This window comes from Massilia phyllostachyos (assembly GCF_021044825.1).
In the GTDB taxonomy this organism is placed as follows: Bacteria; Pseudomonadota; Gammaproteobacteria; order Burkholderiales; family Burkholderiaceae_D; genus Telluria; species Telluria phyllostachyos.
On record NZ_JAJNOC010000013.1, the window covers coordinates 39,655 to 60,173 of the forward strand.

Here is a 20,519-nt window from a genome sequence, read left to right on the forward strand (position 1 = left end):
CGTCGGCGAGTCCCCTTTTGCCTTCCGGTCTAGTACAAGGTATCGCGCTGGCGCTGCGGCAAAGCGCCGTCGTACGCATCGCCATCGAAACCGTCCTGCGTCAGTGCGGCCAGGATCGTCCCGGGCGACGGCACGCCGGTAGTGTCGTGTTCCCCGGGATGCCACAGGCGGGAGCGCAGGATCGAGCGGGCGCACTGGAAGAACACCGTGTCGACCGCGATGCGCAGCACGCAATGCGGCTGCTTGCCGGCGACCGCAAACGATGCGAGCAGCGCCGGATCGACGTCGATCTGTGCGCGGCCGCGAATGCGCAGCGTCTCGCCGACGCCGGGAATCAGGAAGATCAGGCCGATGCGCGGGTCCGCGATCAGGTTGCGCAGGCTGTCGATCCGGTTGTTGCCGCGCCGTTCGGGCAGCAGCAGCGTGTGCTCGTCGACGATGCGCACCAGCGGCCCCGCATCCCCGCGCGGAGAGACGTCCACGCCCTGGGGTCCGCTCGTCGCCAGGAGCGCGAAGCGGGCGTTCTCGATCCAGCGCGTGTAGGCGGGATGGAGCCGATCGGTTTCCTTGGCGATCGACTGCGGCGCCACCTGGCCGAACAGGGCCTCCAGCGCGGCGAGATCGGTGATGAGATGTTCGGCCATGGCGCTCCGGTCAACAGGAATGAATAGGTCTCTTCTACCCTAGCACAGCCAGCCGCGCCCGCGCCACCGTCATTCGGTCTGCGCGACCCAGGCCTGGCGCACGCAGCGGCGCGGCGCGGCGATCGAGCGATGCATCAGGTAGCGCGTGCCCGGCAGGTACAGCGAGCCGGCGAAGGCAAGGTCGCGCCACAAGCCGTTCGAATCGGCCTGGAAGCACGGCGTCAGCGCGCGGCTCAGGGCCTGGTAGGCGCGCACGGTGCGCAGGCGGCTCGCCGAATAGCGCGCCAGGCCCTCGGCCGGCCCGTGCGCCTGCACGTTCGCGGCCAGCACCAGCGCATCCTGGACCGCCAGGGTCGTGCCCAGGCCGAGTTGCGGGCTCATGGCGTGGGCGGCGTCGCCGACGATGGCGATCGGTCCTTCGGCCAGGCGCGAGGGACGGGCATGGCAATAGGCGGCGAAGGCGAACTGGTCGTGCGAGTGGATGCGCTCGACCAGCGGGTTCGACTCTGGCCAGAGTGCGAGCAGCTCGCGCTTGAATGCCTCGATCGGCGTCTCGCGCCACGCCGCGAAGGCGTTGCGGTGCAGGCTCCAGAAGAACGACACGCGCAGGGCGTCAGCTACGCGCTCGGTCGGCATGATGCCGAACATCTGGCGCGTGCCGCGATAGCGCTGCAGCAGCTCCGTCGGCGCGTACCAGTCCGGCAGGTCGATCAGGGACCACAGGGCGCCCCAGGCATAGGGCCTCGAGGGCACGGCGAGTCCGGAGTCGGCCGGCAGGTGCGAGCTTGCGCCGTTGGCGATGACGACGATGTCGAAGTCGCGCGTGGCGCCATCGACTGCGACCAGTCCACGTTCGTCCTGGGTACGCACGGCCTGCACGTCCGCGCCGAAGCGCAGCGTAACGCCGAGCTGGAGGCAGGCCTGCTGCAGCACCCGTCCCAGCGCGCTGCGGCTGACGGCGCGCGCCTGCAGCTCGCGGTAGCGGATATCGACCAGCTTCCAGCCGCGCTGGTTCAGGCCGACCAGGGCGTCGACGGGCACGCTGGCGGCCTCGAAGGCCGGGCCGACGCCGAGATCGTCGAGGGCGGCGACGCCCTGCGGCTGGATCAGGACGCCCGCGCCGAGCGTCGCCAGCGCGGGGTGTTTTTCGAACACGTCGACTTCATGCCCGAGACGGGCGAAGGCGATGCCCGTGGCCAGGCCCGCCGTGCCCGCGCCGACGATGCCGATCCGATATCTGCTTTTTTCCATGATCTCCCAACGACCGCGATGCCATCAGCGCAATGGTAAGCGATCGGAACGGGCAGCGCAGCTTCTATCGATCCCGCATGAAGCGGGAGATTCAGCTGCGCCGGCGATCGGCCAGGAACTGCTGCGCGCGCGGCGTCTGCGGGTTGGCGAAGAAGTCTTCCGGCTTGGCGCGTTCGAGAATGCGGCCCTCGCTCATGAACACGATGCGATCCGCCACTTCGCGCGCAAAACCCATCTCGTGGGTGACGCACACCATGGTCATGCCTCCGTGCGCCAGCGAGCGCATCACGCCCAGCACCTCGCCCACCATTTCCGGGTCGAGGGCGCTGGTCGGCTCGTCGAACAGCATGATCGGCGGGCGCATCGCCAGGGCGCGCGCGATCGCCACGCGCTGTTGCTGGCCGCCCGACAGTGCATTCGGATAGGCGTCGCGCTTGTGCGCCAGGCCGACCTGCTCCAGCAGCGTCATTGCGTAGTCGCGCGCTTCGCTCGAGCTCGCGCGCTTCAGGTTGACCGGGGCCAGCGTGCAGTTCTCCAGCACGGTCAGGTGCGGGAACAGGTTGAAGTGCTGGAACACGAAGCCGATGCCGGCGCGCAGCCGGTCGACGTTCGTCCCCTTCGCGTGGATCTCGCGGCCGTCGATGGAGATCGTGCCACCGTCGATTTCCTCGAGGCGGTTCAGGGTGCGGATCAGGGTCGACTTGCCCGAGCCCGAGGGTCCGCACACGACGACCACCTCGTTCTTCTCCACGCGCTCGCTGACATCGACGAGCGCATGGTAATCTCCGTAAAACTTGTTGACTTTATCGAGAACGATCATCGTTCGACTACCCTTTTACGAAGCCCGCGCCAGGCGGCGCTCGAGCAGGAAGGCCAGGCGGGACAGGCCGAAACAGAGGATGAAATAGGTCAGCGCCAGGATCAGGTAGACCTCGACCGCCTGCGTGAACACCAGGGTGTTGATCTGGGTGGCGATGAACGACACTTCCGACAGGCCGATGATGTAGCCGAGCGAGGTCGCCTTGATGGTCGAGACCAGCTGGCTGACGATCGACGGCAGGCCGTTGCGCAGGGTCTGCGGCAGCACCACCAGGCGCAGCGCCTGCGGGTACGACAGGCCCAGCGAGCGGGCGCTCTCGAGCTGCCCTTTCGGCAGCGCGCGAATGCCGGCGGCCACGATCTCGGCCAGGTAGACGCCATCGAACAGCACCAGCACCATCAGCATGGTGGTGGCCTGGCCGGTCTTCACGCCGGTCACGGCGGGCAGGAAGAAGTAGACCCAGAACACGACCAGCAGCAGCGGCACCGCGCGCACCAGCTGCACCAGGGTCGCCACCGGCCAGCGGACCGCGCGATGGCTGCTCACGCGCGCCACGCCCAGCAGCAGGCCGAAGGGCATCGCCAGGGGCAGCGCGCCGAACGACAGCAGCACGGTGAGCGCCAGGCCGCCGAGGGGACCATCGGGATATTGGCCGACCAGGAAGTACAGCCAGTAGGTATCGATCAGTTCGAGCATGGGTTCAGCCTTATGCCGGACGGACCGGGAAGCGCCGCTGGTACAAATGCGCAGCGAACGAAATCAGCAGCGACACGGTGAGGTAGGCCAGGGTCGCGAAGGTGAAGGCCTCGACGCTGCGGAAGCTCGCGGTCTCCACGCGCGCGGCCTGGTACATCATCTCGGCGGCGCCGATCACGGTGGCAACGCTGGTGTCCTTCCACAGGTTGATGGTCTGCGACAGCAGCGGCGGCACCGAGGCGCGGAAGGCTTGCGGCAGCAGCACCAGGCGCATCGCTTTGATGCGTCCCAGGCCCAGCGAACGGGCCGCCTCCAGCTGCGAGGCCGGCACCGCGCGGATGCCGCTGCGGATGTCCTCGGCCATGTGCACGCCGCTGTACAGCGACAGCGCGATCACCGCGCACACGGCTTCCGGGTTGTGCGCATACAGGAACTCGCGCGCGCCTTCCGGCAGCAGTTCGGGAAAGGCGAAGTACCAGAACAGGAGGTGCGCCAGCAGCGGCACGTTGCGGATGCCTTCGACGATGGCGGCGCCAATGATGCGCAGCGGCGCGGCCGTCGAGGTGCGCATCAGGGCGACCAGGGCGCCGAGCGGCAGCGCGATGACGAAACTGGCGGCGGTCAGTTGCAGGGACAGGACGAGGCCCTGCACCAGCCAGTCGTGGTACTGGCCGGATTGCAGGATGCTGGGATCGAAAAACGGCAAAACGCTAGCTATCGAAGACAGTCGGCAATCAGATCTTGTCGGAGCTGATCTTGAAGGTGCGCTTGGCGATGTTGGCGCGGGTGCCCGGGCCGTACCACTTGTTGAACAGCTGCTCGGCGGCGCCGCTGGCTTCGAGTTCGCGCAGGGTCTGGTCGACCACCGCCTTCAGGCTCTTTTCACCTTTCTTCAGGCCGAGGGCGATCGACTCGTTGCCGATCGAAGTCGGCAGGATGGTGAAGCCCTTGGCGGCCGGGCCGAGCTTGCCGTAGTCGGCCAGCAGCGAGGATTCGTCGTTGACGTAGGCGACGCCCTTCCCCTGGCGCAGCGCCTGGAAGGCCTGCTGGGTGTTTTCAAACGTCACCACTTGGGCGGTCGGCACGGCCGCGCGGATATTGGTTTCCTGGGTGCCGCCGCGCACGGTGACGACCTTCTTGCCGGCCAGCTGGGGCAGCGCGCCGATGCCGCTGCCGGCGCGGACCATGACCTTCGAGCCGGTCACGAAATGGGTCAGCGCGAAGTCGACCTGCGATTCGCGCTCCTTGTTGTGGGTGAGCGTGGCGGCGAGCGCGTCGACCTGGCCCTGCTGCAGCTCCGGAATGCGGGCCGACACCGACATCTGCTTGAACACCGGCTTGACGCCGATCTTCTTGGCCACCGCGGTGGCGATGTCGATCTCGTAGCCGACCAGCTGGCGGGTCCTGGGGTCGACGAAGCTGTTCGGTTCGTCGGTGCCGAGCACGCCGAAGACGATCGTGCCCTTCTTCTTGATGTCGGCCAGCTGGTCGGCATGCGCGGCGGCGGCGACCAGGTTGGCGGACAGGGCGAGCGCACCCAGCAAAACGTGACGGCGGCTGAACATATTCTTCTCCATGCAGCAAAAATTCAATCGGAGAAGTATAAGGCATGATCTTGCATGGCCGAACGATCAATTAGCCATAAGAAAATGCGCTCTCGACTATAAAGGCCGGGATGTGTTCAGTCATCCGTACTCCGCCGCGCCATGCTAGAGTGGCAAGCAACAAGGATTGAAGCGGAGGCGCCATGCTGGTCGTAACCTATAACGTGAACGGAATCGGGGCGCGCCTGCCGGCCCTGCTCGAATATCTCGACGAACGCAAGCCGGACGTGGTCTGCCTGCAGGAGCTCAAGGCGCCGCAGGAGAAGTTTCCGGAAATCCAAATCCGCGAGGCCGGATACCACGCGATCTGGCATGGCCAGAAGAGCTGGAACGGCGTCGCCATCCTCACCCGCGATGGCCCGGCGCAGGAACTGCAGCGCGGCCTGCCGGGCGACCCGACGGACGAACAAAGCCGCTACATCGAGGCGGTCTACCAGGGCCTGGTGGTGTGCGGCCTGTACCTGCCGAACGGGAATCCGGCGCCGGGGCCGAAGTTCGACTACAAGCTGGCGTGGATGGAGCGCCTGATCCTGCGCGGCGCGGAGCTGATGCAAACGAAGGCGCCGGTCGTGATGTGCGGCGACTTCAACGTGATCCCGACGGATCTCGACGTCTACAAGCCGGAGCGCTGGCTGGACGACGCCCTGTTCCGCCCCGAGAGCCGCGCCGCCTTCGCGCGCCTGATGTCGCAGGGCTGGACCGACTCGCTGCGCACGATGTACCCGGACCAGGTGGTCTACACCTTCTGGGATTACTTCCGCAACGCCTTCGGGCGCGACGCCGGCATCCGCATCGACCACCTGCTGCTCAGCCCTGCCCTGGCGCCCGCCCTGCGCGGCGCCGGCGTCGACAAGTTCCAGCGCGCGAAGGAAAAGCCGAGCGACCACGCGCCGACCTGGGTCGAGCTGGACATGGCCGCGGCGCTGCAGCCGAAGGGGTGACGGCGCCATCATTTGCGCTACCATGCTGGTTTGTCATCGATAAACCAGCACCATGCTCACACCCGAACAGTTCCTCGGCTTCCTCACCGCCGCCATCCTGATCACCCTCTCGCCCGGCCCCGACAACATGATGGTGCTGGGCGCCGGCATCGCCAAGGGACGCGCGCGCGGGATCGCCTTCGGACTCGGTTGCGCCCTGGGCTGCCTGAATCACACCCTGCTGGCCGTGATCGGCGTGAGCGCCCTGCTCGCGGCGTCGCCGGTCGCTTTCACGGCGCTCAAGGTCGCCGGTGGCTTGTATCTTATCTGGATGGGCATCGGCGCCCTGCGCAGCCGCGGCGGCGCCACGGTGGCGTCCGGCGTGCCGGACGAATCGGCGCGCACCCTGTTCTTCAAGGGGCTGCTGGCGAATGCGATCAATCCGAAGGTGGTGCTGTTCTTCCTGTCCTTCCTGCCGCAGTTCGTGGTCGCCTCGCGCGGCGATGCGAACTGGCAGATCGCCTGGCTGGGCCTGATCTTCACCGCGCAGGCGGCGCTGATCTTCGGCCTGCTCGGCTACTTCTCGGGGTCGATCGGCCAGTGGCTGAACCGCACGCCGCGCGCGGGGATGTGGCTGGATCGGATCGCGGGGGCGATTTTCGTGGGCCTGGGCCTGCGCCTGATCGTTGCGCGCTGAACCATCAACTGCAATACGCTTGTTCAGCACGTCATCCCGGCGAAGGCCGGGATCCAATATCAGCTAGCAATCCGCGAACAAACTTGGGTTCCCGCCTGCGCGGGAACGACGTGCCGAGGTTGCGGGCCGCAAAAGCTTGCCGCCAGCCCGCATCCTCCTTCAAAGCGTCACCACCACCGTGCTTGACGGCTGCTTGCGCGCCGCCACCGGCACCTCCAGCAAATTGTGCTGGTCATTCCAGCTGAACCGCACCGCCTTGCCATCCACCGTCACCGCGCGCGGCCTGGCCTGCACATTGTGCACCTTCAGCGCGAAGCCACGCTCCGAGGCAGCCTGCGCCTTGCCGGTCTCGGTGCTGAACCTGATCTCGAGCTTGCCGCCCGCGTACTGGCTGGCAAAGCGCACGATCTCGTACCGCCCCTTGGCATAGGCGTCCGCCGTCTCGCCATCGTCGTCATACATCTTGCCCTCCCCCTTCGCCACGCTGGCGTCGTGGTAGTAGTGCAGGTCGATGCTGCGGGTCGAGTAGTCGCGCGTGCTCTGCACCACCTTCGCCATCGGCACGAAGGCGCCGGCGCGCACGTAGACCGGAATGTTGGCTTCGGCCGGTTTTACAACTTCCGTGATCCCGCCCATATGCTTCTCGCCGGTGTGGAAATCGAACCAGACCGAGCCCTTCACCGGGAAGTGCACCTCCTTACGGGTAGCGCCCGGCTCGACCACCGGCGCGACCAGGAAGTCATGCCCCCACAAATAGGTCGACGAGATGGCGGTCGCTTCGTCTTCCTCGAACAGCACCGGCCGCATCAGCGGCATGCCGGTGCTGCTGTTGTCAAAAGCGAGCGTGTAGTTATACGGCAGCATGGCGTAGCGCAGCCACACGGCTTCGCGCGCCAGCACCTTGGTGCGCTCGGAACGGAACACCGGCTCGGGCGCCACGTCGTCCTGGGCGTGCGGGCGGAACACCGGCTGGAACACGCCGTACTGCAGCCAGCGCACGTAGAGTTCATCGTCCAGCACCGCACCGGCGAATCCGCCCAGGTCCGAGTGCATATAGGCCAGGCCCTGCATGCCCATCTGCAGCGAGATCTCCACCTGCGACTGCAGTCCGCCCCAGCCGCGGCTGACGTCGCCCGACCAGGGGATCATGCCGAAGCGCTGCGAACCCGAGTAACCGGCGCGCATCAGGATGAAGGGGCGCTCGTTCGGGTAATCCTTGCGGTAGCCTTCGGCGATCAGGCGCGCCCAGTCGTGGCCGTAGATATTGTGGATGCGGTCGGCGCCCTGTCTGGCGCCGTCTTCGCCGTGCTGCACCCACGAAGGATGCACTTCCGGTTCGCCCAGGTCGCCCCACCAGCCGGCCACGCCGCCGGCCTTCAGGTTCTTGTACACGTTCCAGAACCAGTCGCGGCTGCGCTGGGTGTACATGTCGACCAGGCCGGTGTTCCCGAAGTAGAAATCGTAGGTCGCCGGCTTGCCCGCTTCGTCGGTGGCCAGCACGCGCTGCTGCACCGCTTCCTGCCAGCGCTGCGAGGTCGTCAACACGAACGGCTCGGTGACGATCACCGTTTTGACGCCCTTTTGCTTCAGGTCCGCCATCATCTTTTCGGCGTTCGGGAAGGTGTCGCGGTCCCAGGCCAGGTTGCCCATCGTGTCCTTGACGGTCTTCCCGAACCAGAACAGGTCCAGCACCACGGCGTCGAGCGGGATCTTGTCGGCGATGAAACGGTCGACCACGGCGCGGGTCTGGGCCTCGCTCTTGTAGCCGAAGCGGCTGGCGAAGTTGCCGAAGGCCCAGCGCGGCGGCAGCGGCTGGCGGCCGGTGAGCGCGGTGTAGTCGGCCATCACGCCGTCCCAGCTGTCGCCGGCCACCACCTGGTAGGTCTTGCGGCCGCCGATCACCTCGTAGCGCAGGGTGCCGTCCTTGCGGCTGTCGAAATCGAGCCAGCCGACCTGCGGATTGTCGAAGTGGATCGCGTACTTCTTCGACGAGAGCGCGAGCGGAATCGTAAAGTTCAACAGCTGCGACTTCTCGCCGTAGCCGTAGTGCGCCTTGTTATAGAGCTGGAAGCGCTTGCCGCGCCGGTCCATGCCGGCAGCGCGCGCGCCGGCGCCGTACAGCGCCTCGCCGTCGTCGAGCGCGAACTCGATGGTCTCCATCTTGCCGTCGCGGCCGTAGCCGTGCTTCTCCGCCACCAGCGGCTTGCCCTTGTACAGGTAGCTGATGCGGAACGGCCGCTTGTCGACCACCACCGTGATGCCGGCCGTCGCGTACACCAGGCGCGCGCCCTCGTCCGTCAAGCGGGCGCCCACGTCCACCGGCGCCAGCACCACGGCGTGCGAGGCCGCCTCGAACCGTTCGCCGTTCGGGATGAAGGTGGTCTCGACCACGTTCGCCGAATACGGCTTGATCAGGTAGCGGCCGTCGCTGGTCGCGAGTTCGAGGGTGTTCTGGTTGCGGGTATGGCCCTGCAGCTGGCGGTCAGCGTTCTGGGCGTAGGCAAGCGGGCTGGCCAGCAGGCACAGCATCAAGCGGGCGATCGTCGTGGGCGTCATGGATTCCGGTTGTCGTTTTTACCAAACGAGAGCATGACAGAAATCCGCCCGGGGGTACAACATTCATGTAAGAAAATTACATGAGGTCGTCGCTAGCGCAGATACGGCATCACGTTGTTGGCCACCCGCGCTGCCTCGGCGTCGGTCAGCGGCAGGCTGCGGAAGGCGGCCCAGGCGTCGCTCGGCGGCACCTCGGTGCCGACCGCGGTCTCGGACCCGTAGAGCACGCGTTCCAGGCCGACCTGGCGCAGGCGCCGCACCAGGCGCAGCGCGTCGGCGCGCGACAGGCCCGGACGCGTAAAGGAGGCCGCATCGAGCCAGACCTGGCGCATGCGCGGGTCCTGGCGCACGGCGGCTTCGGCCAGCACGCTCAATGCCGCCAGCGGCGTGGCCGCCTCCGCCTGCGCGGCGCCGCCCGGGAACATCTCGGCATACGCGACCTGCACCGGCACGTCGGGCGCGAACGGCAGCAGCCGGTCGATCAGGACGCGCGCGCCGGCGGCGCTGGTGCCGCGCAGCTGCAGCACGATCGCCAGGCCGCGCGCATTCGCCGCGCGGAACACGCGCTGCACGCGCTCGATCTGGTCGGCCTCGTCGAGGCGGCTGACCGAGCCCGGGTGCAGCTTGATGGCGCGCCCGAACTCCGGGCTCGCGGCGCAGCGCGCCAGTTCGGCCAGCGCGTAATCCTTGAGCGGGTCGACGCTGCACAGCGCCACCAGGCGTCCCGGATAGTCGCTCGCCTGGCGCGCGGCCCAGTCGTTCTCGGCGCGCACGCGCGCATATTCTTCGCCCGGCAGCTGGGCCGGACGCCCGTAGATCCAGGCCACCGACAGCACCGCCGCGCGCTCGATGCCGGCGGCGTCGAGCTGGGCGATCAGGTCGTGGGCCGACACCGGCTCCAGCTGCGCGTTCGACGACAGGAAGGCGGCGGCCGCGGGGCTGTAGATGTACTGGTGATGGTCGGCCAGCGGCGCGCGGATCGGCGCAGACGGCGCGCTCGGCCCCGCCTTGGCGGCGCCGGCGAGGGCCAGCAGCACGGCAGCGGACAGCAGGACAGGGACACGCCTCATACAGATACCTCGCACGAAAAAAGCGCCCGGCATCGATGCCGGGGAACGCCATGTTATCGCATTGGCAGCAGCCGCTGTCAAGATTGCAGCTTTCATGCGCCTCGCGTAGCATCGCCGGATCGCGGCAAGCCGGAGCGGCGGCCGTACTGACAAAGGAAGCAGATGAAAAACGGACTTGCGCCGGCAGCGGCGCCCACGATGAGCAAGAACCGCTCCTTCGCCACGGTGGCGCTGATCGAGCTGTGGGAGCGCTTCGGCTACTACGGCATGCAGGCGCTGATCGTGTACTTCATGGTGCAGCGACTCGGCTTCGAGGACAGCCGCGCCAACCTGGTGTGGGGCGCCGCGGCGGCCCTGATCTACGTGGCGCCGGCGATCGGCGGCTGGATCGGCGACCAGGTGCTGGGCACGCGCCGCTGCATGATCCTGGGCGGGATCATCCTTTCGCTCGGCTACGCGCTGATGGCGGTGCCCACCACGAATACCTGGATGACCTTCTCGGCGCTGGGCGTGATCGTGGTCGGCAACGGCCTGTTCAAGCCGAACACCGCCAACCTGGTGCGCAAGATCTACGAAGGCGACGATTCGAAGATCGATTCCGCCTTCACCCTGTATTACATGGCGGTGAACGTCGGCTCGACCTTCTCGATGCTGGCCACGCCCTGGATCAAGGACTACGTCAACCTGAATTACGGCGGTGAACTGGGCTGGCACGTGGCCTTCGCGGTGTGCAGCGTCGGCCTGTTCGTCGGCCTGCTGACGGTGGGCGTGCTGCGCGCGACGGTGTCGCACGTGGGCTCGCCGCCGGATGCGCAGCCGCTGCAGGTGAACAAGCTGCTGGCGGTGCTGGGCGGCGGCCTGGTGGCGGTCGCGGCGTCGGCCGTGATCCTCGAATACCAGGCGCTGGCACGCGCCTTCGTCTACGTGGCCGGCTTCGTCGTGCTGGGCATCTTCTTCCACCTGATCCGCACCAGCGCCCCGAACGAACGCGCCGGTCTGATCGCGGCGCTGGTGTTGACCTTGCAGACGGTGTTCTTCTTCATCTTCTACCAGCAGATGTCGACCTCGCTGTCGCTGTTCGCGCTGCGTAACGTGGACCTCGGCTTCTTCGTGTTCGGCCAGCGCCTGTGGACCTGGTCCCCGGCCCAGTTCCAGGCCCTGAACGCGATCTGGATCATGGTCCTGAGCCCGGTGCTGGCCTTCCTGTACACCCGCGCCGGCGCGAGCGGCAGGGACATCTCGATCGCCGCCAAGTTCGCGCTCGGCTTCGCGGTGGTGGCGGCCGGCTTCTTCACCTATGGCGTGGCGGGGGCGTTCGCGGTGAACGGGCTGACCTCGTCGTGGATCATGATCGCGGGCTACGGCCTGTATTCGCTGGGCGAACTGCTGGTGAGCGGTCTGGGGCTGGCGATGATCGCGCGTTACGTGCCGGCGCGGATGGGCGGCTTCATGATGGGCGCCTACTACGTCGGCGTCGGGATTTCGCAGTACCTGGGCGGCGTGGTGGCGAATCTGGCCAGCGTGCCGCGCGACGTCGTCGATCCGGTGCAGACGCTGCCGATTTATACGAGCCTGTTCAACAAGCTCGGTTTGGCGGCGATTGCGTGCACCGTGATTGCGCTGGCGGCCTTGCCCTTGATGCGCAAGTTAACTGCCACGCACAACGCACACCAGTAGGGTGGGCGGGAAACCCGCCCACCCTACGGTATGATGGCGGATCTGATTTATATGGTTTCAGCATGAGCATCAATCTCTCGAACAAGCTGCAGGTCGCCCAGCGCGTCCACGCCATCGAACCCTTCCGCGTGATGGAGATGGTGAAAGCCGCCGGCGACATGCGCCGCGGCGGCATCGACGTCATCAGCATGAGCGTGGGCGAGCCCGACTTCACCGCGCCCGACGTCGTCGCCCACGCCGCCATGGAAGCCATCAAGGGCGGCGTCACCCAGTACACCGATTCGCTCGGCCTGCGCGAGCTGCGCGAGGCGATTGCCGGCCACTATGCGAAGGTGCACGGCCTCGACATCGACCCGCGCCGCATCGTCGTCACCGCCGGCGCCTCGGCCGGCCTGCTGCTGGCCTGCGCGGCCCTGATCGGCGAGGGCGACGAGGTCCTGATGCCCGACCCCTGCTACCCCTGCAACCGCCATTTCGTCTCGAGCTTCGGCGGCAAGCCGGTGCTGGTGCCGGCGGCGGCCGAGGATCGCTACCAGCTGACCGCCGCCCACGTCGCCGCGACCTGGAGCGAGCGCACCCGCGGCGTGCTGGTCGCCTCGCCCTCGAACCCGACCGGCACCTCGATGACGCCCGAGCAGCTGCAAGCCATGCTGGCGGCGGTGCGCGCACGCGGCGGCTTCGCCATCATCGACGAGATCTACCAGGGCCTGTCCTACGACCACCAGCCGGTGAGCGCGCTGGCGCTCGACGAGAACGTCATCACCGTCAACAGCTTCTCCAAATACTTCAGCATGACCGGCTGGCGCCTGGGCTGGCTGGTGGTGCCGGATTGCTTGGCGCCGACCTTCGAGAAGCTGGCGCAAAACCTGTTCATCTGCGCGCCGACCGTGGCCCAGCAGGCGGCGCTGGCCTGCTTCACGCCCGAAGCCCTGGCCACCTACGAAGAACGCCGGCGCGAATTCCAGCGCCGCCGCGACTACCTGGTGCCTGCCCTGGTCGACCTGGGCTTCGAGGTGCCGGTGATGCCGGACGGCGCCTTCTACGTCTACGCCGACATCTCGAAGCTGGCGCACCCGCAGGCGCAGGACAGCACGGCGTTCTGCTGGTCGGTGCTGAAGGAAGCGCACGTGGCGATCGTGCCGGGCGACGATTTCGGTTTCGCGGCCCCGGCCAGACATGTGCGTTTTTCGTATGCGACGAAGCAGGAGCGGATCGAGGAAGCGCTGGCGCGCCTCAGGGCCTTCCTGGGCCGTTGACCACTCAGGCGGGCTGGCGCAGCCCGCGCGCCTCGCCGACCAGTCCGAGCAGGGCGTCCGGCGCGGCCGGCTTGACCAGGTAGCGGTCGAAGCCGGCGCCCAATGCGCGCTCGCGGTCTTCGAGCTGGCCATAGCCCGACAGGGCGATCGCGAAGCAGCGCACACCCGGGCCGCTCTGGCCGGCGCGCAGGCGCGCCAGCACTTCGAGCCCGTCGATGCCGGGCAGGCCGATGTCGCAGATGACGATGTCGTAGGGGCCCGCCTGCGCCTCGGCCAGGCCGGCATGGCCGTCGTAGGCGACGGTCACCTCGTGGCCGGCCAGCTCCAGCAGGGTGCGCAGGGTGTCGCAGGCATCGACGTTGTCTTCGATGAGCAGGATGCGGCAGGCGCCTTCGGCCGCGCTGGGGCCGGGCGCGACTTCCATGGCCGGCGCCGCCGCGGCGGACAGCGGCAGGCGCACGGTGAAGGTGCTGCCGCGTCCTTCGCCCGCGCTGTCCGCGCCCACGCTGCCGCCGTGCATGCCGACCAGGTTGCGCACCACGTTCAGGCCGATGCCCAGGCCCCCTTCGGAGCGCGCCAGCGAGCGCGGGCCCTGGATGAACAGGTCGAACACCTGCGGCAGCATCTCGGCGGCGATGCCGCTGCCGTTGTCGCTCACCTCCACCACCACTTCTTCCTGCGCGCGCCAGGCGCGCAGCGCGATACGGCCGCCGTCGCCGGTGTACTTGGAGGCGTTGCCGAGCAGGTTGGCGAAGACCTGGGTCAGGCGCACCGGGTCGCCCTCGATGGTCAAGGGCTCGTCCGGCAGCGCCACCTGCAAGTGCTGGCTGCGTTCGCGGATGCGCGGCGCCACGGTCTCGATGGCCTGGTCGAGCGCGGCGGACAGCGTCATCGGGCGCACCGCCAGGGTGATCTTGCCGCTGCTGATGCGCGCGGCGTCGAGCAGGTCGTCGAGCAGGCGCGCCATGTGGTCGACCTGGCGCCGCACCACCCCGGCCACGTGGGTCAGCTGCTGGTTGCTGCCGCCCAGGCTGTGCAGCAGGCTGGCCGACATGCTCAGCGGCGCCAGCGGGTTGCGCAGCTCGTGCGCCAGCATGGCGAGGAATTCGGTCTGGCGGCGGTTGGTGGCTTCGGCCAGGTCGCGCAGCGACTGGGCGCTGACGGTCGCCATCACCAGGTGTTCGTTGGCTTCGCGCAGCTGCTCGACCTGCTCTTCCAGCCGGGCGTGCTCGCGCGCCTGCACGCGGCTGGCGGACAGCTCCGCTTCCAGCGCCTGGATGCGCTTGCGCAGATCGGATTCGCGCTGCGCGCCGGACAAGGAGCCGCCCTCGCCGATGGGGGAACGCTCTGGACTGCCGTCAGCCGATTTGTCGTGCGTTCCCATCCCGTCCTCAGTCCGCTGAAATGACGCTGTCGACGCGGCCATACATGACCCCGCTCACAGGCGCCGGCAAGGCGTCGACCTCGATGCCCTCGTCGGTGATGCGGTATTCGCGCAGGTCGTGGCTATGGTCGCTGCCACGCACCTTGACCACCGACATGTAGCGCTTCACATGCCCGTCGACTTCGGCGTAGCGCATGGCGACCAGGGCGTCGGTGAGGTAAGCAAGGTCGGCGCGCGCCGAATTCATATCAAGGCTGCGGTCGTCCAGGCCGACCGTGACCAGCACCGTCACGCCCTTCTTGGCCAGGCTGGTGAGGATGCGGAACACGGCTTCGCGCAGGTCGCGCCGGCACTCGGGCGCGAGGTACAGGCTGAACTCGGACAGCGAGTCGATGACGACGCGGCGCGCGCCGATGCGGTCGATCGCGACCAGCAGGTCGTCCTCGAACTCCTCGGCGGTCATGTCGATGTAGCGGGTCTCCACCACGCCGACCCGGCCGGACTGCACCATCGCGGCCAGTTCGGCGTTGCGCAGGCGCGAGGTGCCCTTCTCGAACAGCATGATGACGCCGTTCTCGCCGCGCTCGACGCCGGCCTGCAGGAACTTCGACCCCATGATGGTCTTGCCGCAGCCGGTCGGTCCGAGCGCCAGCAGCGAATGCCCCTGCGGCAGGCCGCCGTGCAGCAGCTCGTCGAGCCCCGGAATGCCGGTCGGGATGCGGCGCGGCTCGCGGTCGACCTCCATGCCCGCCCGGTGGTCCGAGGCCAGCGGCGGCAGCAGGCGTGGATAGATGCGCAGGCCGGCGTCGGTGATGCGGAAGGTGTGCGAGCCGGCCATGTGGGCCTGGCCGCGCATCTTGACCACGCGGATCTTGCGCACCACCGCGTTCTGGTCATGGTTCTGCGACAGGGCCAGCGTGCCGTCGGCCACCGTCATGATCGGGTTGGCCTCGATCTCGCTCTTCTGGTATTCGCCGATCAGGAAGGTGGTAGCCATCCAGCTGGTCATGCGGGTGCCCAGCTCCTGGACAAAATACTGCAGGTCGCTCATGCCTTCGATGCCCGGCTTGCCGGTCTGGATCACCGAGCGGAACGAGTCGACGAACACCAGGCTGGGGGCGAAGTCCTCGACCTCTTTCGTGATGCGCTCGAGCACGCCGCTGAAGTCGCCGGCGCGCAGGTCGGCCGCCAGGTTCACGTAGCGGATCGCGGTGCCGACCTTCTCCATGTCGAAGAAGCTGTACTGCTGCTGGTAGCGCAGCATCTTCAGCGGCGGCTCGCCCAGCACGGTGAAGAACAGCGCGCGGCGCTCGGTGGTGGCGAGCGAGAACATGATCTGGTGCGCGAGCGTGGTCTTGCCGCAGCCGGGCGCTCCGGTGATCAGGTTGAACGAGAACTCGTTCAATCCACCGCCCAGGAGGATATCGAGCCCCGGCACGCCGGTAGCCAATTTCCCCAAGGATACTTTGTCGCTCATTTATTTCTGCTCCTGTGCATTCGTCTGCTGGCCTGGCGCGGGTTCCGCAGGGGCCGTGGCCGACGCCAGCAGGCGCTGGGTCAGTTTCTCACCGATGAGTGCGGCAAGTAGTTGGGTAAAGGTGCGCAGCAGGGCCTCATTGGCCGCGCCGGCCTGCGCCGCGTCGACGCTGCCGAGGCGCTCTTCGAGGGCGGTGAACAGCTGGTCGGGCGAACGGCAGGGCTGCTGCTGCGCCAGCCAGGCGTGCTCCGGACCGATCATGTGCACGGCCCGCCCGAATAAGGCGCAAAAGCCGCTCTCGCCGATCAGCGGGCAAAGCTGCTGCGCGATGCGCCGCCACGGTTGCAGCAGCGCGCCGCTGCCCGCCGCGGACGTCGGCGCGCCCGTACGATTCGTCATGTCTTCGTCGTTCAACAATGAATGCCGCTGATGGTTGTCTGGATCTACTGGACTGGCGCCAGTGCGCGGCAATGGACGCCGGGGCCGGCTCCCAGTGCAACGCGCATTATAACGTGTCGTTCCGGCAAACTGATTAATTCGACTACGATCGTCCAGAAACATTTTGGTTGATGTCAAACAAGCACAGCCCCGCTAAGATGCATTGCCGAGCAATGTCGCTCGATGATCGCGGGAAGAAATGAACATGAGACTGAGCACGGCCGTTCCGGCGGCATGGATCGTTTTGGCCGTGGCAGTTTCCTCTGCCCAAGCCGCCCCCAGCGCCGACGCGCGTTTCAAGACAATCTACACCAAAGAATGGAAGTGGCGCGTCGCGGAGCAGCTTGCCCGCGGCGAAGGCGAGCGCGGCGTCGGCACCTCGTTCGCGCGGGTCGACGCCCCGGCCCAGGAGGCACGCCGGGTGTATTGGGAAGGCATCCTGAAGGAGCTCGACGGTATCAGGCCGGCCGCACTGTCCGCTCCCGAGCAGGTGAACTACGCGGTCTACCGCGCCCAGATCGCCGCCCTGCTGGACGCCCAGCGCTTCCGCGAATACGAGCAGCCGGTCAACGCCGACAGCGCCTTCTGGACCAGCGTCACCTTCAGCGCGCGCCGGCCCTTCGCCACGCGCGAGGACTACCGCAACTACCTGCAGCAGCTGGCCGCCCTCCCCGGCTACTTCGAGCAGGAGACGGCGAACATGCGCGCCGGCCTGGCGCGCGGCTTCACGCCGCCGCGCGTGACCCTGGCGGGGCGCGACGTGGCGCTGGCGGCGATCGCCGAGGCCAAGTCGGCGCAGGATGTCGTGTTCTACACCCCGTTCAAGACCATGCCGGCGGCGATTCCCGCCGGCGAGCAGGAAGCGCTACGCGCACAGGCGCGCGAGGTCATCCGGCGGCAGGTGCAGCCGGCCTATGCCAGGGTGCTGGCCTTCTTCCGCAACGACTACGTGCCGCAGGCGCGCGCCACCCTCGCCGCCGAGAGCATGCCGGGCGGGAAAGCGTATTACCAGTCGAAGATCGTCGAATTCACGACCACGCACCTGACGGCCGAGCAGATCCACGCGATCGGGCTGGCGGAGATGGCCAAGATCCGCGCCGAGATGCTGGAGACCATGAAGCAGGCCGGCTTCGCGGGCGAGCTGCCGGCCTTCCTGCAGTTCCTGCGCACCGACCCGCAGTTCTATGCCAGGACCCCGCAGGAACTGCTGATGCGCGCGGCCTGGACCGCCAAGAAGTTCGACGCCAAGGCCGACCAGTACTTCGGCTACCTGCCGCGGCGCCGCTTCGCCATCCTGCCGGTGCCCGACGACCAGGCACCGTTCTACACGGCGGGACGCGGCGGGCCGGGGGCCTACTGGGTCAATACCTACAACCTGCCGGCGCGCGCGCTCTACAGCCTGCCGGCTTTGACCCTGCACGAATCGGCGCCGGGCCACGCCTTCCAGATGCCGGTGGCGCAGGAGCAGAAAGGCGTGCCGAACTTCCGGCGCGCCTACATCTCGGCCTTCGGCGAAGGCTGGGCGCTGTATGCGGAGCGGCTGGGGGCCGAGATGGGGATCTACGAGACGCCGTACGAGCATTTCGGCATGCTCAGTTACCAGGCATGGCGGGCGTCACGCCTGGTGGTCGATACCGGCATCCACGCCAAGGGGTGGACGCGCGAGCAGGCGCAGGCGTATTTGATGGAGAATACGGCGCTGGCGCGACACGAGGTGGAGACCGAAGTCGACCGCTACATCTCGTGGCCGGGGCAGGCGCTGTCGTATTACCTGGGGCAGATGACGATCCAGGCGGCGCGGGCCAAGGCGGAGAAGGCGCTGGGGTCGAAGTTCGATATCCGGAACTTCCATGATACGGTGCTGCAGCTGGGGTCGGTGCCGTTGCCGGTGCTGGAGCAGAGGATTGATCAGTTTATTGCGGAGGGTGGGAAGTCGCCGTATCCGAAGGAGTTGTGAGCTAACGCTGCCCTGGCAAACTTGGATCCCGGCCTGCGCCGGGAGTCATGGGCGCCAGTGGCGCGTATGACGGTCTCACGGTTAACTGTTCGCGCAAGCACGTCGTTCCGGCGTAGGCCGGAACCCACGTTTACTTCGCTCCGTCGAACAGCTTGAACTTGAGCTGCAGCGAGATACCACCATACAGCCGATCCTTATACGACGGAATGATCCCGACGTTGACGCCCACACGCTTGTACTCATACGTCAACGTCGGAATCGCCGCCGGAAACCACCCGCCATCACGCATCTTCGGATACCCATCGAAGGCCGCCAGCGCGAGCCCGACGCGCACCTGCCCAATCGCATACGGCTGCCAGATCACCCCCGCATAGTTCGACCACTGCCGGTCGCTGTTATAGAAGCGCCCGATGGTCGCCGACGTGGTCCCGTTGAAGCGGTACTCCGCCCCCAGCCCCTTGTTGGCGCCGTTCAGGTCCTTGTCGCTGTCGAAGTGGTACGTGGCGAAGCCGGAGTCGAGCCAGAATTCGCTTTTCGGGTCGGATGCGATCTTGTTGAACCAGCCGCCGTCCTGCGCCATGGCGGCAGTCGGAAGCAGCAGCGCCGCTGCAAGGAAAAGAACACGCATCAGTCGTCGGCCTTCGGATCGCGTTGGTGAATATTCGGGAACATCACTTCGGTGAAACCGAAGCGGGAAAAGTCGCGGATACGCATCGGGTACAGGATGCCGTGCAGGTGGTCGACCTCGTGCTGCACCACGCGCGCATGGAAACCCTCGGCATCACGGCGTATTACATTTCCGTATTGATCGACACCCTCGTAATGCAATTTCGCATACCGGGGCACATTGCCGCGCAGGCCGGGCACCGACAGGCAGCCCTCGAAGCCCTCTTCCATCTCTTCCGATAACGGCGTGAGCACCGGATTGATCAAGACCGTTTCCGGCACCGGCGGCGCATCCGGATAGCGCTCGTTCTTCGAGAAGCCGTAGATCACCAGCTGCAGGTTGACGCCGATCTGCGGCGCCGCCAGTCCCGCGCCGTTCGCGGCGTGCATGGTGTCGAACATGTCGGCAATCAGCGCGTGCAGCGCGGGCGTGTCGAATTCGCGCACGGGTTCCGCCTCGCGCAGCAGGCGTGGGTCGCCCATGCGCAGGATCTCGCGCACGGTCATGGCGCCTTGCCCTCTTCCAGCAGCCCGGCCAGGCAGGCGCGGAAGCCTTCGGCCGTTTCCGGGTGCTTCAGGCCGATGGCGGCGGTGGCCTTCAGGTAGCCGAGCTTGGAGCCGCAGTCGTAGCGCTGGCCGGCGTAGCGGTAGGCCAGCACGCGCTCGTGCTGCATCAGGGCGGCGATGCCGTCGGTGAGCTGGATCTCGCCCCCGGCGCCAGTGCCGAGGTGTTCCAGGTAGCCGAAGATCGAGCCGGTCAGCACGTAGCGCCCCACCACCGCCAGGGTCGAGGGCGCATCCTGCGGCGCCGGTTTCTCGACGATGCCGGACACCAGCTCCAGCCCGGGACGGTAGGACGAGGCGCTGACGATGCCGTACTGGCGCGTGTTCTCGCGCGGGACGTCCTGCACCGCCAGGATGCTGGAGCGCTCGTAGGCGTACATGTCGGTCATCTGGGCCAGCACCGGCTTGGTGCCGCTCGGCGTGTCCATGAAGTCGTCCGCCAGCAGCACGGCGAAGGGCTCGTCGCCGATCACGGGACGCGCGCACAGCACCGCATGACCCAGGCCCAGCGGCGCCGACTGGCGGATGTAGATGCAGTTGACGTGCTTCGGAATCACGCCGCGCACCACGTCGAGCAGGGCCTGCTTGCCGTGCGCTTCGAGTTCGGCCTCGAGCTCGTAGGCCTTGTCGAAATGGTCCTCGATGGCGCGCTTGTTGCGGCCGGTGATGAAGACCATTTCCGTGATGCCGGCGGCAACCGCCTCCTCGACCGCGTACTGGATCAGCGGCTTGTCGACGATCGGCAGCATCTCCTTCGGCTGCGCCTTGGTGGCGGGCAGGAAGCGGCTGCCGAGGCCGGCCACGGGGAATACGGCTTTGCGGATCAGGGTCATGCGGACTCC

19 protein-coding genes are annotated in these 20,519 nt (G+C 67.3%); 5 read left to right on the forward strand and 14 right to left on the reverse strand.

Translation table 11 applies throughout. The features are described 5' to 3' along the window. Positions 1 to 29: 29 nt before the first annotated feature. The 6 genes from LQ564_RS24400 to LQ564_RS24425 all read right to left on the reverse strand — a co-directional run bounded on the left by LQ564_RS24400 (position 30) and on the right by LQ564_RS24425 (position 4,976). Entirely contained in the window at positions 30 to 644 is a 615-nt protein-coding gene (locus LQ564_RS24400) for a pyridoxamine 5'-phosphate oxidase family protein (RefSeq protein WP_231060721.1), read from the reverse strand. A gap of 69 nt (positions 645 to 713) precedes the next feature. After that, on the reverse strand, positions 714 to 1,895 hold the full coding sequence (locus LQ564_RS24405; RefSeq protein ID WP_231060722.1) for an FAD-dependent oxidoreductase: 1,182 nt from the start codon (positions 1,893 to 1,895) through the stop codon (positions 714 to 716). 91 nt (positions 1,896 to 1,986) lie between these two features. After that, positions 1,987 to 2,715: an amino acid ABC transporter ATP-binding protein gene (locus tag LQ564_RS24410; RefSeq protein ID WP_231060723.1), complete on the reverse strand. Its 729-nt coding sequence runs from the start codon at positions 2,713 to 2,715 to the stop codon at positions 1,987 to 1,989. 15 nt (positions 2,716 to 2,730) lie between these two features. Then, positions 2,731 to 3,411, reverse strand: coding sequence for an amino acid ABC transporter permease (locus LQ564_RS24415; protein ID WP_231060724.1), 681 nt, complete (start codon positions 3,409 to 3,411; stop codon positions 2,731 to 2,733). Positions 3,412 to 3,421: 10 nt separating this feature from the next. After that, a complete protein-coding gene (locus tag LQ564_RS24420) occupies positions 3,422 to 4,117 on the reverse strand; it encodes an amino acid ABC transporter permease (protein WP_231060725.1) in 696 nt (231 codons plus the stop codon). 28 nt (positions 4,118 to 4,145) lie between these two features. Then, positions 4,146 to 4,976, reverse strand: a complete 831-nt coding sequence (locus LQ564_RS24425; protein ID WP_231060726.1) for an ABC transporter substrate-binding protein — start codon at positions 4,974 to 4,976, stop codon at positions 4,146 to 4,148. Positions 4,977 to 5,158: 182 nt separating this feature from the next. Here LQ564_RS24425 and xth point away from each other — a divergent pair, with 182 nt between their 5' ends. Together xth and LQ564_RS24435 are read left to right on the forward strand one after the other, a co-directional pair. Further along, positions 5,159 to 5,956 carry an exodeoxyribonuclease III gene (xth, locus tag LQ564_RS24430; protein ID WP_231060727.1) on the forward strand — a complete coding sequence of 266 codons (798 nt, stop codon included), beginning with the start codon at positions 5,159 to 5,161 and terminating at the stop codon, positions 5,954 to 5,956. A gap of 52 nt (positions 5,957 to 6,008) precedes the next feature. Beyond that, complete coding sequence (locus LQ564_RS24435) at positions 6,009 to 6,632, forward strand: LysE family translocator (RefSeq protein WP_231060728.1); 624 nt, start codon at positions 6,009 to 6,011, stop codon at positions 6,630 to 6,632. Positions 6,633 to 6,791: 159 nt separating this feature from the next. Here the strand turns inward: LQ564_RS24435 and LQ564_RS24440 are convergent, their stop codons facing one another. Both LQ564_RS24440 and LQ564_RS24445 read right to left on the reverse strand, forming a co-directional pair. Further along, a complete protein-coding gene (locus LQ564_RS24440) occupies positions 6,792 to 9,188 on the reverse strand; it encodes a glycoside hydrolase family 31 protein (protein WP_231060729.1) in 2,397 nt (798 codons plus the stop codon). 92 nt (positions 9,189 to 9,280) lie between these two features. Next, positions 9,281 to 10,258: an amidohydrolase family protein gene (locus tag LQ564_RS24445; protein ID WP_231060730.1), complete on the reverse strand. Its 978-nt coding sequence runs from the start codon at positions 10,256 to 10,258 to the stop codon at positions 9,281 to 9,283. Between the two features lie 162 nt (positions 10,259 to 10,420). Between LQ564_RS24445 and LQ564_RS24450 the strand changes: the two genes are divergently transcribed. Together LQ564_RS24450 and LQ564_RS24455 are read left to right on the forward strand one after the other, a co-directional pair. Next, positions 10,421 to 11,935 carry a peptide MFS transporter gene (locus LQ564_RS24450; RefSeq protein ID WP_231060731.1) on the forward strand — a complete coding sequence of 505 codons (1,515 nt, stop codon included), beginning with the start codon at positions 10,421 to 10,423 and terminating at the stop codon, positions 11,933 to 11,935. Positions 11,936 to 11,997: 62 nt separating this feature from the next. Continuing rightward, positions 11,998 to 13,191: a pyridoxal phosphate-dependent aminotransferase gene (locus LQ564_RS24455; protein ID WP_231060732.1), complete on the forward strand. Its 1,194-nt coding sequence runs from the start codon at positions 11,998 to 12,000 to the stop codon at positions 13,189 to 13,191. Positions 13,192 to 13,195: 4 nt separating this feature from the next. Here LQ564_RS24455 and LQ564_RS24460 read toward each other — a convergent pair whose 3' ends face one another. Genes LQ564_RS24460 through LQ564_RS24470 form a run of 3 tightly spaced genes read right to left on the reverse strand, consistent with a single transcriptional unit; the run spans position 13,196 to position 16,451 of the window. Next, positions 13,196 to 14,575, reverse strand: a complete 1,380-nt coding sequence (locus LQ564_RS24460) for a hybrid sensor histidine kinase/response regulator (RefSeq protein WP_231060733.1) — start codon at positions 14,573 to 14,575, stop codon at positions 13,196 to 13,198. A 7-nt stretch (positions 14,576 to 14,582) separates the two neighbouring features. Next, on the reverse strand, positions 14,583 to 16,052 hold the full coding sequence (locus LQ564_RS24465) for an ATPase domain-containing protein (protein WP_231060734.1): 1,470 nt from the start codon (positions 16,050 to 16,052) through the stop codon (positions 14,583 to 14,585). Beyond that, on the reverse strand, positions 16,053 to 16,451 hold the full coding sequence (locus tag LQ564_RS24470) for a hypothetical protein (protein ID WP_231060735.1): 399 nt from the start codon (positions 16,449 to 16,451) through the stop codon (positions 16,053 to 16,055). A 289-nt stretch (positions 16,452 to 16,740) separates the two neighbouring features. On the opposite strand from LQ564_RS24470, the gene LQ564_RS24475 reads away from it, so the two are divergent. Then, entirely contained in the window at positions 16,741 to 18,447 is a 1,707-nt protein-coding gene (locus LQ564_RS24475) for a DUF885 domain-containing protein (protein WP_231060736.1), read from the forward strand. Between the two features lie 130 nt (positions 18,448 to 18,577). On the opposite strand, the gene LQ564_RS24480 is transcribed toward LQ564_RS24475, so the two are convergent. Genes LQ564_RS24480 through galU form a run of 3 tightly spaced genes read right to left on the reverse strand, consistent with a single transcriptional unit; the run spans position 18,578 to position 20,510 of the window. After that, entirely contained in the window at positions 18,578 to 19,075 is a 498-nt protein-coding gene (locus tag LQ564_RS24480) for a hypothetical protein (RefSeq protein WP_231060737.1), read from the reverse strand. Next, the gene (def, locus tag LQ564_RS24485; RefSeq protein ID WP_231060738.1) at positions 19,075 to 19,620 is read right to left on the reverse strand and encodes a peptide deformylase; all 546 of its coding nucleotides are present in this window, start codon (positions 19,618 to 19,620) and stop codon (positions 19,075 to 19,077) included. The genes LQ564_RS24480 and def overlap by 1 nt, the downstream gene beginning before the upstream one ends. Next, a complete protein-coding gene (galU, locus tag LQ564_RS24490) occupies positions 19,617 to 20,510 on the reverse strand; it encodes a UTP--glucose-1-phosphate uridylyltransferase GalU (protein WP_231060739.1) in 894 nt (297 codons plus the stop codon). Before galU ends, def begins: the two co-directional genes overlap by 4 nt. Positions 20,511 to 20,519 lie beyond the last annotated feature (9 nt).

Bases quoted from the DNA above. Each gene is read 5' to 3' on its own strand.
- LQ564_RS24400 (WP_231060721.1), bottom strand. From the start codon at position 644: ATGGCCGAACATCTCATCACCGATCTCGCCGCGCTGGAGGCCCTGTTC.
- LQ564_RS24470 (WP_231060735.1), bottom strand. From the start codon at position 16,451: ATGACGAATCGTACGGGCGCGCCGACGTCCGCGGCGGGCAGCGGCGCG.
- LQ564_RS24480 (WP_231060737.1), bottom strand. From the start codon at position 19,075: ATGCGTGTTCTTTTCCTTGCAGCGGCGCTGCTGCTTCCGACTGCCGCC.
- LQ564_RS24440 (WP_231060729.1), bottom strand. From the start codon at position 9,188: ATGACGCCCACGACGATCGCCCGCTTGATGCTGTGCCTGCTGGCCAGC.
- LQ564_RS24465 (WP_231060734.1), bottom strand. From the start codon at position 16,052: ATGAGCGACAAAGTATCCTTGGGGAAATTGGCTACCGGCGTGCCGGGG.
- LQ564_RS24450 (WP_231060731.1), top strand. From the start codon at position 10,421: ATGAAAAACGGACTTGCGCCGGCAGCGGCGCCCACGATGAGCAAGAAC.
- LQ564_RS24435 (WP_231060728.1), top strand. From the start codon at position 6,009: ATGCTCACACCCGAACAGTTCCTCGGCTTCCTCACCGCCGCCATCCTG.
- LQ564_RS24425 (WP_231060726.1), bottom strand. From the start codon at position 4,976: ATGTTCAGCCGCCGTCACGTTTTGCTGGGTGCGCTCGCCCTGTCCGCC.
- galU (WP_231060739.1), bottom strand. From the start codon at position 20,510: ATGACCCTGATCCGCAAAGCCGTATTCCCCGTGGCCGGCCTCGGCAGC.
- LQ564_RS24405 (WP_231060722.1), bottom strand. From the start codon at position 1,895: ATGGAAAAAAGCAGATATCGGATCGGCATCGTCGGCGCGGGCACGGCG.
- LQ564_RS24415 (WP_231060724.1), bottom strand. From the start codon at position 3,411: ATGCTCGAACTGATCGATACCTACTGGCTGTACTTCCTGGTCGGCCAA.
- LQ564_RS24410 (WP_231060723.1), bottom strand. From the start codon at position 2,715: ATGATCGTTCTCGATAAAGTCAACAAGTTTTACGGAGATTACCATGCG.
- LQ564_RS24445 (WP_231060730.1), bottom strand. From the start codon at position 10,258: ATGAGGCGTGTCCCTGTCCTGCTGTCCGCTGCCGTGCTGCTGGCCCTC.
- xth (WP_231060727.1), top strand. From the start codon at position 5,159: ATGCTGGTCGTAACCTATAACGTGAACGGAATCGGGGCGCGCCTGCCG.
- LQ564_RS24460 (WP_231060733.1), bottom strand. From the start codon at position 14,575: ATGGGAACGCACGACAAATCGGCTGACGGCAGTCCAGAGCGTTCCCCC.
- LQ564_RS24455 (WP_231060732.1), top strand. From the start codon at position 11,998: ATGAGCATCAATCTCTCGAACAAGCTGCAGGTCGCCCAGCGCGTCCAC.
- def (WP_231060738.1), bottom strand. From the start codon at position 19,620: ATGACCGTGCGCGAGATCCTGCGCATGGGCGACCCACGCCTGCTGCGC.